This is a genomic window from bacterium (assembly GCA_014360495.1).
In the GTDB taxonomy this organism is placed as follows: Bacteria; Armatimonadota; JACIXR01; order JACIXR01; family JACIXR01; genus JACIXR01.
Genome location: JACIXR010000001.1, coordinates 102833 through 115785, shown reverse-complemented (window position 1 = coordinate 115785; position 12953 = coordinate 102833). Strand labels below are relative to the sequence as shown.

Annotated in this window: 11 protein-coding genes; 6 read left to right on the top strand and 5 right to left on the bottom strand. The window is 46.1% G+C overall.

Going from position 1 to position 12953, the window contains the following annotated elements; translation table 11 throughout:
* Nucleotides 1–15 precede the first annotated feature (15 nt).
* The 5 genes from mreC (at nucleotide 16) to H5T88_00480 (ending at nucleotide 4484) form a co-directional block, all read left to right on the top strand.
* Nucleotides 16–801, top strand: a complete 786-nt coding sequence (gene mreC / locus H5T88_00500; GenBank protein MBC7328816.1) for a rod shape-determining protein MreC — start codon at nucleotides 16–18, stop codon at nucleotides 799–801.
* Between the two features lie 25 nt (nucleotides 802–826).
* Nucleotides 827–1306, top strand: a complete 480-nt coding sequence (locus H5T88_00495) for a hypothetical protein (GenBank protein MBC7328815.1) — start codon at nucleotides 827–829, stop codon at nucleotides 1304–1306.
* 81 nt (nucleotides 1307–1387) lie between these two features.
* Complete coding sequence (gene trpS / locus H5T88_00490; protein MBC7328814.1) at nucleotides 1388–2389, top strand: tryptophan--tRNA ligase; 1002 nt, start codon at nucleotides 1388–1390, stop codon at nucleotides 2387–2389.
* Nucleotides 2383–3543: a D-alanyl-D-alanine carboxypeptidase gene (locus tag H5T88_00485; GenBank protein MBC7328813.1), complete on the top strand. Its 1161-nt coding sequence runs from the start codon at nucleotides 2383–2385 to the stop codon at nucleotides 3541–3543. Before trpS ends, H5T88_00485 begins: the two co-directional genes overlap by 7 nt.
* Nucleotides 3540–4484: an iron ABC transporter permease gene (locus H5T88_00480; protein ID MBC7328812.1), complete on the top strand. Its 945-nt coding sequence runs from the start codon at nucleotides 3540–3542 to the stop codon at nucleotides 4482–4484. The genes H5T88_00485 and H5T88_00480 overlap by 4 nt, the downstream gene beginning before the upstream one ends.
* Nucleotides 4485–4486: 2 nt before the next feature.
* Here the strand turns inward: H5T88_00480 and H5T88_00475 are convergent, their stop codons facing one another.
* The 3 genes from H5T88_00475 to H5T88_00465 are packed head-to-tail and all read right to left on the bottom strand — an operon-like array spanning nucleotide 4487 to nucleotide 6438.
* Nucleotides 4487–5116: a hypothetical protein gene (locus tag H5T88_00475; protein MBC7328811.1), complete on the bottom strand. Its 630-nt coding sequence runs from the start codon at nucleotides 5114–5116 to the stop codon at nucleotides 4487–4489.
* Between the two features lie 6 nt (nucleotides 5117–5122).
* Nucleotides 5123–5878 carry a sugar phosphate isomerase/epimerase gene (locus tag H5T88_00470; protein MBC7328810.1) on the bottom strand — a complete coding sequence of 252 codons (756 nt, stop codon included), beginning with the start codon at nucleotides 5876–5878 and terminating at the stop codon, nucleotides 5123–5125.
* Nucleotides 5875–6438, bottom strand: coding sequence for a hypothetical protein (locus H5T88_00465; GenBank protein MBC7328809.1), 564 nt, complete (start codon nucleotides 6436–6438; stop codon nucleotides 5875–5877). Before H5T88_00465 ends, H5T88_00470 begins: the two co-directional genes overlap by 4 nt.
* 128 nt (nucleotides 6439–6566) lie before the next feature.
* Between H5T88_00465 and H5T88_00460 the strand changes: the two genes are divergently transcribed.
* Nucleotides 6567–7949: a VCBS repeat-containing protein gene (locus tag H5T88_00460; GenBank protein ID MBC7328808.1), complete on the top strand. Its 1383-nt coding sequence runs from the start codon at nucleotides 6567–6569 to the stop codon at nucleotides 7947–7949.
* A 7-nt stretch (nucleotides 7950–7956) separates the two neighbouring features.
* On the opposite strand, the gene H5T88_00455 is transcribed toward H5T88_00460, so the two are convergent.
* Together H5T88_00455 and H5T88_00450 are read right to left on the bottom strand one after the other, a co-directional pair.
* A complete protein-coding gene (locus H5T88_00455; protein MBC7328807.1) occupies nucleotides 7957–9972 on the bottom strand; it encodes an alpha-galactosidase in 2016 nt (671 codons plus the stop codon).
* Nucleotides 9969–12827 (bottom strand): hypothetical protein, encoded by a 2859-nt coding sequence (locus H5T88_00450; protein ID MBC7328806.1) that lies wholly within the window; start codon nucleotides 12825–12827, stop codon nucleotides 9969–9971. Before H5T88_00450 ends, H5T88_00455 begins: the two co-directional genes overlap by 4 nt.
* Between the last annotated feature and the right edge of the window lie 126 nt (nucleotides 12828–12953).

The following is a 12953-nucleotide window of genomic DNA, read 5'->3' as shown; positions in this document are numbered from 1 at the left end:
TAGGTATAGTTTTTAATGAAAAAATATTTACCAATCATCATCGTTTTCCTTTTCGGATTAGGGATAGGAATTATAGAAGGACGTTTGCCCAACCCTAATATAAACCCAATAAGCAAAATAGTCCTTTATACTTTATCTCCCTTACAAAAAGCCACCGATTTCATAGCTTCCCTTCCCTCAAAAAGCATCTCCTATCTTAGACTAAACTCTTCCCTAAGAGCTGAGAACGAGCTTTTGAAACAAGTCCTTGAAGAATACAAAATGAGACTCTCAGAGCTGGAGGAGAATGCCTCGGAAGTCCAACGCCTACGAGCTTTGCTTTCCCTTAAAGAGCAGTTGCCTTTACCCACGATACCGGCAAGGGTCATAGCTAGGGTGCCAGGCTCTCATACTTTCGTTATAAATAAGGGACAAAAGCAGGGAGTAAAAGTGGGCAAGGCAGTGATTACACCGAGTGGATTGGTGGGTCAAGTGATAAAAAGCGAGGGGAATGTTGCGATAGTTATGACGATAACTCATCCGAAAAGCGGTGTTGGAGCGATAGTCCAAGCGAGTAGAGAAGCTGGGATAATTCAGGGAAGAGGTGATAACATCCTTATTCTATCCTTCCTTCCCTCAAACGCCAATCTTAAGCTGGGAGACCAAATATTGACATCGGGAATGGGAGGTATTTACCCTAAAGGAATACCGATAGGAACAGTGATTAGGGTTCTGAAAGAGGAATCTACCTCCTCTTTATGGGCTGAGGTTGAACCATCGGTTAATTTCAACAGGATAGAAGAAGTCTTGGTGATGAAGTGATGAGGAAAGGAAGAGAATCTCTCTAATGGTTTACCCTACGACTTATAAAGCGAGGAAATTATATTTATTTTTTCTTTTCCTTTTCATTCTTTTGCTTCAACAAGCCCCCTCTCTCCGCCTCTTTTATGGATATTTAGACCTATCCGTCCCTATGATTTTAGTCATTGGATTATGGCTGGGACCCACTGGTGGATTGGCATATGGTTTTCTCGCTGGATTAATTGAAGGCACTTTCTCAGGCTACCTGCTTGCAACATATCTCATAACGCGCACATTAACGGGTTGGGGAAGCGGTATGCTCAGGGGATTTATAGTAAAGGAAAATCCCTGGGCTTTATTCGTCTCTGCTTTTTTCGCCAGCATTTTAAATGATTTCCTCTTCCTGCTTTCCTTCCCCCACCCTCTCACCCACCTCTGGTGGCGCTCCCTATTCATCAAAAGCCTCTCCAGCGCCCTCTTTGCCCCTCTATTTGCTTCCCTCATAAAATGGATTTATGGAGAATGAGTTAACTTGAGTTGACTATAAAAGGGATGTATGTAAAAATTCACATATAAAGAGCAAACCCTTTTTCCAAGGAGGTAGAAATTGAAGGAAACAATTCTCAGCGGAATGCGTCCCACGGGAAAGCTGCATCTCGGCAACCTTGAGGGTGCCCTTAAACAATGGGTATCCCTTCAGGATAAATATAGATGCTTCTGGATGATAGCGGATTGGCACGCCCTCACAACCGGTTACGAGAAAGCGAGCGAGATTAAGGAAAATGTCCTTGAAGTAGCAATGGACTTCCTCAGCGCAGGGCTTGACCCCGAGAAAAGCGCAATCTTCCGCCAATCCGATGTCAAAGAACATGCCGAGCTCCACCTCCTCTTTTCAATGATTACCCCCACCCCTTGGCTCATCCGCAATCCCACCGTCAAGGAGCAAGCAAGGGATATGGGATTGATAAACGGTGAGGATGAGGAGATGGTAAAGATAAACTATGGCTTGCTCGGCTATCCCGTCCTTCAAGCCGCGGATATCTTGATTTATAAAGCCAGTTTCGTCCCCGTGGGGAAAGACCAACTCTCCCACCTTGAGATAACAAGGGAGATAGCCCGAAGATTCAACTATCTCTATAAACCCATTTTCCCTGAACCCCAACCTCTAATAGGAGAATATCCCTTAATTTTAGGAATTGATGGAAGGAAGATGTCCAAATCCTACGATAACTGCATTTTCCTATCCGACTCCCCAGACGAGATAAGAAGAAAAGTAGCCAATATGTTCACTGACCCGAGAAGGATTTATCGCTCAGACCCAGGGCATCCAGACGAATGCCCCGTCTTTCACTTCCACCTCATTTACAATTCGGAGAACGCACCCCAGATAAAAGTTGATTGCAACACAGCCCAAATAGGCTGTGTTGATTGCAAAAGATTATGTGCTGAGGCGCTCGTGAAAAGCCTTGAGCCTATAAGGGAGAGAAGAAGCAGGCTGGAGGCTTCACCCTCCTTGCTCATTGATATCCTACAAGAAGGAGCGAGGAAAGCGAGGGAGGTCGCAAGCGCAACGATGGAGGAAGTGAGAGAGGCGATTGGAGCTTGGTAAGCTGGCTCCTTCTCTTCCTTTCCCTACCACTTCCTCTCCCCAATGTAACGGCGAGAAGCGCCATATTGATGGATTATACCTCCGGTAGAGTGATATGGGCGAAAAATGAGCTGGAGAAGCTCCCTCCCGCAAGTCTGACCAAAATACTCACCGCCATTTTGATTTTGGAGAAAGGAAATCTTGACGATGTCGTAACAGCAGGAAGCAATCCCTCCAAGGTAGAACCTACCGCATTGGGATTAAAGGAAGGAGACAAGATAACCCTTAGGGATTTGCTTACAGCAATCCTCGTTCGCTCAGCAAATGACGCCGCAATAGCGGCGGCAGAGTATATCTCGGGTTCTGAAAAGGATTTCGTTTCCCAAATGAACGAAAAAGCGAAGGAGCTGGGCGCTATAAATACTCATTTCATCAACTGCCATGGACTTCCCGCACCTAACCATTACTCAACTGCCTATGACATCGCCATATTGTCAAGATATGCCTTGAGCAACCCGATATTTGCCTCAATTGTGGCTCTGAAAAAAGCGGAGATAAGGATTTGGAATAAAGAAGAGAGAAAGTTAATTATGGAGAGCACGAATAAGTTCCTTTCCATCTACCCATACGCAAACGGAATAAAAACCGGCTATACGAAAGAAGCGGGGAGATGTTTAGCCGCCTCGGCTAAGAAAAGCGGCTGGCAGCTTATTGCCGTGCTTCTCAACAGCCAAGATGTTTGGAAAGATGCCCAGAACCTTTTTGAATACGCTTTCAACAATTTCCAGCCCTACTTCGTAGCGAGAATCGGCGTCCCAATTGGTCGTCTGAAAACGAACGGCAATCCCCAGGAAATTCCTCTTATGCCCCTATCGGATATCGTCGTCTTCTATCCGAAAAATAAAAAACCACATATTGAAGTTGAGCAGGAAATATTTAAAAAACATCCACCTCTTAAAGCTGGTGAAAAGGTGGGAACTCTCGTAGTGAAGGTGAACGGGAAAATATGGGGTCATACGGACATATTGGCAGGGGAAGATGTATCACCCACATTCTCAAAAATACTCTCTTCCTTTAGCCTTAAAACAGCCCTTATGGCTCTTTTCCTCCTAATTCTCTTGAAGCTTTGGGAGGAAAGAAAGGGAAATAATTCCCTCAAATTTAAAAATAGATGAAACGCTTGTTCCTGCTTTCCTTATTCCTCATCTCTTGCCTCTTCTTCCTCCTTTCCCTTTTAATTGGTCCCACTGGTCTTCCCTCATCAAAGGAATCCCTCATTATCTGGCAGATTAGATTGCCTCGCTCCGTTTTAGCCTATCTTTGCGGTTCCTCATTGGGAATAGCTGGTGCCTCACTGCAGGGGCTTCTTATGAATCCCCTCGCCGACCCATATATCTTGGGTATGTCAGGAGGCGCAGCGCTCGGAGCCGTCTTGGCGTTCATCTTAAATTTGGAGAAATTCTCAAAAGGAATGGGAGTGCCAATACTTGCCTGTGCGGGTGCTTTCTTCTCCCTTCTTTTGGTCTTGTCCATTGCCAGGAAAAAGGGAGAAATGCCAGTGGAAAGAGTCATCCTTGCAGGCGTTATAGTGGGTGCCTTTCTATGGTCTTTGGTAACTCTTCTTCTCTCCTTCTCAGGGGAAGACGCCTATAGGATTTTGCTCTGGCTTATGGGGAGCCTCTCCAATGCCGAATGGGCGAGCGTGAAATTAGCCATCTTCCCTATCATTATAGGATGCATCGCCCTCCTCTTTCTTTGGCGGGAATTGGATGTTTTCAGCTTGGGGGAGGAGGTAGCGGGATATTTAGGTGTGGAAACTAATAGGGCGAAAATTTTAATCGTGATTTTCTCGTCTCTCGCCGTTGCGGGAGCTGTTTCAACTTGTGGGATAATAGGCTTCATCGGTCTAATCTCTCCCCACATAGCAAGAAGATTGGTCGGTTATAACCACAAAATCCTCCTTCCCGCATCCTATTTCGTGGGGGCAAGCATTCTCCTGCTCTCCGACACCTTAGCAAAAACATTGATCGCTCCCGCAGAGCTCCCCGTGGGGGCAATCACCGCCCTATTAGGAGCCCCCTTCTTCGCCTACCTCCTGCAAAAGAAGGAACGATAAATCTAAGCTCTACCCTCTTTCTCCCACTTTATCAACTCGTAAGCTATGATGGTGTTAGGAATACCCGTCCAGGAGGACAACCTGTCCAAAAGACGGGCGAGAGCCTTTTCGTTGGTCTCTTTTGAAGCCTCATCTTCCCTGTGAAGCTCCCTCTTCTTTTTCACTATGAGAGGCAAAACTTGGTAAAGAAAACTTGCCTTCACTTGCGGCAAGCTCCTCTGCTGGAGGGAGGAAAAAAGCCTGTGTAATTCCAGGGAAAACTCCATCCATTCCCGCAAGAGGCTCGTCGTCCCACGCCTGCGAGCGAACTCCTCTACCTCCACTTCCTCAACCATTTCCTCCCTTTCCCTGATGGCTTGCCATTCCTCAGGCGTTGACGCCTCCACAACCTTAATCGTATACGGTTTATTCATTATCTTTCCCAGAACCTCTTCTATTAAAACACGATTACTGCCCGTTTCAATATGGGTTCTTAAATGGAATGTTCCAACCTTAAATCCTAAAACTATGCAGTCCTCCTCTAAGGCGAGGGGAACAGCGGAATCCAAAGCCTGCCAGAGAGGAGGAAAGAACTTCCTCTCCTTAACCTCCTTGACAACGGCATTCCATACCTCTTCAGGCGTGAGGTTCATCGCTCATCACTCCTCTATAAGGGATTTTAAATTCTCTATCGCTTTTGGGAGCTCCTCTTCTATATTTTGCCATCTGCTTTCAATAGATATTCTATTTTCATAGCCAATCTTTTTCAAGAAGGTCAAAAAATCCGCCAATATGCCTTCCTTACAAAGGGGTGGGTTTCTCTGAGGGTCCGAGATATGGATGTGAAAAAGCTTCCTACCCGCCCTTTCCATTACATCCCATCCTTCCCTTTCCTTCATAAGATGATAAATATCAACTATTACCCCCAGATTTTGCTTACCTACCTTCTCAACCAATTGCAAAGCATCGCTTACCCTATTTATTGTGTTCGTCTCTTCCCGATTTAAATGCTCTATCGCTATTTTCAGCCCAAATCTCTCTGCGACCTCGCAGGCTTTAAGGAGGAAATAAGATATTTGCTCCATAGCCTTCTCTTGTGGAAAATCCTGTTCCCTTCTCCTTTGCCCGCCGGAGCCGAAGACAATCACCTCACCACCCAATAACTTCGCCCTTCTTAAAGACAAATCCAAATAACCCTCAATAGCCTCCCAATCCACATTCTCGCCCACTATTTTTATATAGGAAGGCAAAAAGATGTTGAATGCCTCCGCTGGAAGAGATAGAGAAGAGAACAGGTCGTTGAATTCCTCCTCATCAAGCCTTGCAACCTCGCGGAGGGGAAGCTCTATGAAATCCCCTCCCGCTTCCTCCAACAGATGGGAAAGATTCCAGGGGAGGCAAGCGCCAACCCTCAACTCCTCTTCACCTCCCTTCCCAATACCTCTGCTATCCTCTCCGCCAAGCTCTCTACCTCTCTCTCGTTGCTACCACCGTCAATGTAGATTTTCCTGCCTTGATGGAGGAGATTGATTTCATACCAAGAGTAGGAGGTTTCCTCCCCTCTTTGGGAATAGGAGAAGAAGTCGGGAATGACTCGCTTGCTTTTAGCTATCTCCACTCCTTCTATTTCCGAGAAGGGAAGAACCTTGCAGGAGGGACGCCAGAGAAAATAATTGCAGAATGTGAAAGTTCCCATAACCCTGTCAATGATTATGGATTTCCAAGAGCCCATAATAGCTAAGCCCAAAAGCAAAAGAAATGCACCAGCAATAAGAGGGATAAGAAGGGATTGGGAGAATTTCCCCTTATAAAAAATGAAGTAAAGAGCGAAGACCAAAAGAGGGATGCCGGAGATGATAAAGGGAAACCCGGAAAGGAGGCGCACTGGTAAGGAGTGCTTTGCTTCCAAAACAATGTAGCCTCCGTAATCCTTGGTTATTTTATAGGATAGAGGCTCTTCCGTTCTCTCTCGCATTTTAAATATTTTATCCTAAATGCCCAATTTTGCAAACAATAGATATTGTCTCGACTGTGGTATTCAAAATTCGTGTAACTTTTCCTTTCATTTCCTATCTAAATTAATAGACAAAGGAGGTGTTTCTCTTGAGATTTGTGATTTTGCTTTTCTTTTTGCCACCTTTCATCTCCTTATCAGCGGGAAAGGTGAAAGCACCCACCATTCCTCCTTATCCCCAAAATCCTTTCGTAATAAAACTTGATATCCCACCAATTGAAAGCGAAGATAGTGCTGGGAGCATCATCGTTGCTGACTTGGATAAGGATGGAAAAATGGATTATCTTGTCACTCGCAGGGGATATGTTTCAGCATATCGTTGGGACGGGAAGAAGCTATGGGTTTTGCAGGTGGATTTGAGGGTTGGCGGGTCAGCAGAAAGAGAAGGCTTGCCAGGGCACCACGGAGCGGGCGTGCAGGCTGGCGATGTAGATGGAGATGGAAAAACAGAGGTTCTCTTCCTTACAAATGACAGCGTTCTCCATATAGTTGATGGAGTATCAGGCAAGGAGAAATGGTCGGTCAAACCACCTGTTCCCAAGGGTGCACAAAGATGGGAGCATTTAGCTATTGCCAACTTGAGAGGAAAAGGCGATAGAGACGTCGTCTTGCAGGCAACTAATGAAAAGGGATATAGAATGGGAAGATATGTAGCGGGTTTTTCCTTAGACGATTTGCGAAATGGTAAAACAACACCCCTTTGGAAGACTGACAACTTCCTTGCCTGCGCCCACAATGGTTTGAGAGTAGCCGATTTGAACGGTGATGGAAGGGATGAAATAATTAGCGGGTCAATCCTCTCACCCGAAGGGAAGGAGCTTTTCAGGGTGGATGTTAAGGGGCATTTGGACAGTGTTTTCATCGCCGATGTCCGCCCCGATATTCCTGGTTTGGAGGTAGTAGCGCTTGAAGAGGGAGCAAATCGCACCTTTCTTTTTAATACTAAGGGGTTAATCTGGGTGAAAGATTATAAAAGGCAGGAACCACAAAACGCGGCTGTCGGCGAGTTTGACCTCCAACGTCCAGGTTTGGAAATCTGGTGTAGGAGCAGATACGATGTGGAGCAAAAGCCCTGGGTATACGATGCACAGGGAAATATAATCGCCTCTTATGAATTGAGCAAAGTTGCACCGTCTGATTGGACTAATAAGGGGGTGGAGGTGATTTACTCCATATGGTGGGATGGAAGCAATCGCCAGCTAATAGCGGCAAAAGAAAGACATAAATCAGGAGATGTGGCGGTAATTGACCCCTTAACCGGCAAGTTCATAGCCCGCTTTAAAGATAAAGCCGACCGTTTATATGTCGCCGATGTTGCAGGAGATTGGAGGGAGGAATTAATCGTTGTCTCCGGCAACGAGCTTCACATATACCAGAATACTGCTCCTAATCCAAACCCCAATAATGAGCGCCTCTGGAATAAGCAATGGTATAGAAGAAGCAAGGCTGTTTGGAACTATTATTCCCCTTGAAATTCTCTTATCTCTCCTTATAAAAGATTAAAAGAGAACCGGGAGCCTGCTCTATCGTGAGGGTTATCCCTTCCATCAATAACTTTCCACTTAAAACTCTCCTCCTCTTCTCTAATCTATCATCGCTGATGATAAGCTCGTATCGGGCTGAGGGATTTAAACCTTTGAAACTTATAACGAAATCGCTTTGGGGACAATTCTGCCTCCTGAAAATCAAAGCTACTCCTCCCCTCAAATCTTCCCTGTGAAATTGATAGGCAATCCAAGTGTCATCGCTTGTGCTGTAGGGAGATAAAGGATAATAATCTCCATAGAAGAATTCCCTTGCCTCCTTGAATTCCTCAACAAGACCCTTAGCCAACTCCAAGGGAAACGGCTTCGTAGGCTCCCAATCCACTATTGGTGGAAGGAATTGGCGATATATCTCATAAGGAGCTTTAGGATTCCAGGGAACCCAGATTCCCATCCCATTCCCCATAGCGCTTCTGAAAAGATAGGCATTAGGATATCCACAGCTTGTGGCTGTCGTGGGGAGATAGAAGCTTACACCATAAGTGTGGCACTGCTGACCATTCGGTTCAAAGTAATGATAATCAGTTCTCCAAAGCATAACGCTACGGGAAACTGTCTCCAGGTCTATCCTTCTCCCTCCAGAGGCGCAGTTGTCTATAATCAAGCTGGGATGCCTACTCAAAAGCTCATCCCAAAGCTTATACAATCCCTCTATGTGCCTTATCTCCGTTATCCCCTGCCTGTCCGGTGGGTCAGCGGAACGCCAATAGGGAAGCGGGTCCATATTGAAATCCTGCCTATAAACGCTTATCCCCTCCTCCTCTATCATCTTTGAAAGATGCTCGGTTAGCCATTTAAGTGCTTCCTCGTTCCCTAAATTCAATAGTCCGTTTGGATTTCCCGGCAACCAGATAACCCAATCGTGATGTTCTCTATCTATCCAGGTCCCCTGAAAAACCCTTTCCGGTTCAAACCACAAAATCAATCCCTTCATCCCCATTCTTTTTATCTCTTGCACGAGAGGACGAAATCCCTTGGGAAATCCATCTGGACGAGGGAACCAATTGCCAACCCCATTCGGCCATCCCCCCACAAACCAACCCGCATCTATCCAAAGATATTCAACTCCGTAATCCTTGACAAAGGGAGAAACGAATTCAAGCTGATTCTCTACGCTTGCCCTATTGGCTTCATCAGGCGGTCCAGAGGAACTACAGGAGAAAGGTAATGTAACCGGTTTCCCTTTTATTTTGGGGATGTGATGCGCTATGAGAAATTTGCGAAAGAGATTCTGGGAACTTAAATAATCATCCCCTTCCCAGAAAAGAAGCAATATGCGAGGAGTTCTTATCTCCTCGCCAGGATGAAGCTTGAGATGAACGAGCTCCATTCCCGCCGATACCCTCACTCCCTCCTCTTTTCTCTCAAACTCCGCCAGCCATTGCCCCGACCAGCCTATGCCCATAATAACCCCGCCCTTCCCCTTATTCTCGATATTGAAGAAGGGAAGAGAGGTCGTGTTGGAAGAACGACCACCTATGGGAGTGATTCTTAACTCGCTTCCCTGCTTTAATGGTTCCTCAATAGGAGCGAAATCGTCCCTTTGGGCATTGCTTCCCAAAGCCCTATGAAGAAGGAATTCCCCCTTTCCTCTAAATAAATAATCAAGAGCCTTTATGTTCTCAATTATCGGCGTATCGGCTTCCCCATTGTTCCTGAACTTGAGCACCCATTCAATCGCTGGAAAATCTTTGAAGGCAACAACCTCGCAGCGAACGACCAATCCCTTCTCTGGTGAGGAGTAAGAGAAAACCCACTCCTTTCTTGCTCCGTATTCTTTGACCTTTTCCTTTGAGAATTTCCAATTCCTCAAAAATTCGCTTGAATGTCTACCACCGTAGACAAAGGAGAAAGGAGGAAGAACATTTCTTGAAAAGTTCGCATCCAGCCAAGCTTCCACTCCTCCGCTTGGCAGATGGAAGGCTAAAAAGGGAAGAAAGAACATCTTCATCCCCTCCTATTTATTAAATTCAAAAGCAAACGGTCGGCGGTTGGATGCCGACCTATGTTCTCTAAAATAGGGAAGGAATTTATGTAAAATCCTCCTTTACCGAACTTGTAAAAAGCGAGCATAAGCCCGGAAGCATAGCCCCCAGGAACGGGATAGGAAACGGCAAAAGCAGCCGCTATCACCTCGTCTGGTTCATCCTGTCCTTCAAAGAGGATAGGAGAGATTAAGGGTCCGTAGAAGTACCAGTCCATTATACCCGTGGGAAGTCCATCAAATACAGGATGAGGTTTGGCAACTACTTCCTTATGATAAAGCCAATCGTGGAAAGCGTATACTCTCCCCTTTTTATTAAGGGGAAGCCAAAAGAGCGGGTCGTCACCCTTGCGGAAAACGGAATGGGAGAGGAAAATAACGGTTGCGCCCCTTTCCATTCTGCTATAAATCTCCTTCCAAAGATTTTCATCCCCCACTGTATCTCCCACTATTAGAACCTCCCCTCTCTCCGATTTCGCTTCATCAAAACGAGCAATCTTCACCCCTTTTGAGTTGAGCCAATTGACGACCCTTTCATCTATGCCGAGCACTTCAACCGAACGATCCATTCTAGGTAAAGACCTTTCATCCGTGAGATAGAATTCAAGCCTCCCACCAGCGGGAGCACCGCCTTTATCCAAATTAACAGCGAAGATATATTCCCCTGATGGTCCATCTATTGTTACTTCTCCTGAGAAAACAGGAAGAGCTAAGGGAGGGTCTGAATTTGGTTCGGCTCGGGGAATATGCAATGTCTCTTCCTTCTCCCATACAATCCCTTGAGGACTGAAGATTCTCATCGTCACGGGATAATCGCCGGGAGGAAGGACATCCTCATTCGCGAGAACGCATTCCAATTTAATGGGACGCCCCGCATACTGATGTGTAGGCTCAACGAATAGACTCCAGCGCAGAGGTGCGAAGCCATCAAGCAATGTATCGGCGATGCCCGGCTTGAGCTCCCTCCATAAAGTCCAAAGCCCTTCCCCTATAATCCCATGGTCTAGCATACCCGTCATATTGTATCCGCAAATCTTTGGGTTAGAGCGTATCAAATTGAAGCCCAATCTCCTATGCTTGCAGTGAATACGCTGGCTCTCCCTCAACATATCCTCGGGAAAGGGATAGACTCCATCAAACCCCCATCTCCTCCAATCCTCCTCATATCTCTCCGCCATAGAGCGAATCAAACTCGCATCTGGGATGTCCAATCTCGCCCCTGCCTGCTCAAATAAACGGAACTCCCTAATGGCGTTGAACAAGCTACCAATCCCATATTCCGATAGGAATACAGGCTTTGTATCCGAGCCCAATTTTCGGAAGAAATCGTTGATTTCCTTCGTTTGAGGAACTGGTGGATAAATATGGGCATCTCCCGCCCCCTGAATATAACCTCCCAAGGGATATGAAAGGGGTGGAGCTTCCTTAGCCTCAGGCGATTCCTCTCCCCATTGATGCTCCCATTCTTCACTTCCCGGATTGCTGAGAGAGCCTATACTCAATTGCCTGTCCCAGCGTCCACTGTTAAGAAGAACTAAGCGAGTTTTATCCAGAGAGCGAACAAGGGAAAGCGCCTCCACTGCGTTGCGGAAAACCGCTCCATCAGGCGTCTCGTTCAACAACCCCCAAATAACAACGCTTGTATGATGTCTATCCCTTAAAATCATCTCCTTTATTGAGCTATCATATCTCTCCTTCATTTTGGGAGAATCCTCCAGGCACCAACTCGCCATACTCTCCTCATAGACCAAAAGCCCTATCTCATCGCAGAAGTCTAGCTGCTCCGGAAGCGCCAAGCCGGAGATGAAACGCACCATATTGAAGCCGAGCGCCTTGGCATAGACGAGGTCTATCTTCATTAAATCGGGAGTGGGAGGAACGGGATGACCTATGGGGAATTGGTTTCCCGTATGAGTGGAACGGATGAATATTCGCTTGCCATTTAGACGGAAATATCCCCTTTCCACCCTAAACTCTCTAAACCCGCTTCTCACAGAGCTTCTATGCTCAAAATCCATGCCTTCGCAAGTCGCTTTCAACTTTACATTTATCCTATATAGAAATGGGTCTTCCAAAGACCATAGATGAGGGTTCCGAACGAGGAGGGAAACCTCAAAATGGCTTTCACCGGGTGGGAAATCCGCCTGAAGCGATTTCAGGGCTTCAATTTCCCCGCTTTTATCAGGGGCAATATCCACTAAAAGCTCTCCTTTCGCCTTTGATTCCAAATCATTGCGGACCGTGATGCTTAGCTTCATCTCTCCGCTATAAATGTTTGGTTGAGGGAATACATCTATTATCCTGATAGCGGGAAGGGCGAGGAATTCAACTTTTTGAACTATTCCTCCATAATTGTAAGATGAGCCGGGGATGAGCCCTGAAGGAAGCTTATTGCGATGAGGAACTTGGGAGAGAACGATTTCATCAATCGGCTCGGATGTCGGATTTAGAACACGGACAGCCAATAAATTATCCTCATTAGGGCGAACGAAGGAGGTAACATCAACAAGGAATGGCGTTTCCCCTCCTTCATGTCCGCCGACATAAACCCCATTAAACCATACATCGGCGAGATAATCCACCGCCCAGAACCGTAGGAAACATCTTATACCCTTCCCCATTCTGAACTGGGGCTTGAAGCTTCGCCAATACCAAACAACACCATGATAATCGGGGAAAACCTGCTGAATTATTCCTGGCACAGGAGCATCTTTCGCCTCAGTTTTTATGGATTTATACCAACCTTCCTCCCTTCCTTTATTTTGGGGGTCGGGAAATAACTTCCAAATTCCATTTAATTTAAGAGTATAAGAATAGCCCAAAACGGCATTCGCCTCCTCTGGCAAGGATATAAGAATTATTAGACTTGGAAGAAGAAATCCTTTCAAAACACCAAACAAGGCTAATTGCTTTTATTTTGCCACTTAAATCAGGGTTGTCAATACATC

Excerpts from the sequence above, each read along its gene's own strand:
- mreC (MBC7328816.1), top strand. The coding sequence starts at position 16 with ATGAAAAAATATTTACCAATCATCATCGTTTTCCTTTTCGGATTAGGG.
- H5T88_00495 (MBC7328815.1), top strand. The coding sequence starts at position 827 with ATGGTTTACCCTACGACTTATAAAGCGAGGAAATTATATTTATTTTTT.
- H5T88_00480 (MBC7328812.1), top strand. The coding sequence starts at position 3,540 with ATGAAACGCTTGTTCCTGCTTTCCTTATTCCTCATCTCTTGCCTCTTC.
- H5T88_00475 (MBC7328811.1), bottom strand. The coding sequence starts at position 5,116 with ATGAACCTCACGCCTGAAGAGGTATGGAATGCCGTTGTCAAGGAGGTT.
- H5T88_00465 (MBC7328809.1), bottom strand. The coding sequence starts at position 6,438 with ATGCGAGAGAGAACGGAAGAGCCTCTATCCTATAAAATAACCAAGGAT.
- H5T88_00455 (MBC7328807.1), bottom strand. The coding sequence starts at position 9,972 with ATGAAGATGTTCTTTCTTCCCTTTTTAGCCTTCCATCTGCCAAGCGGA.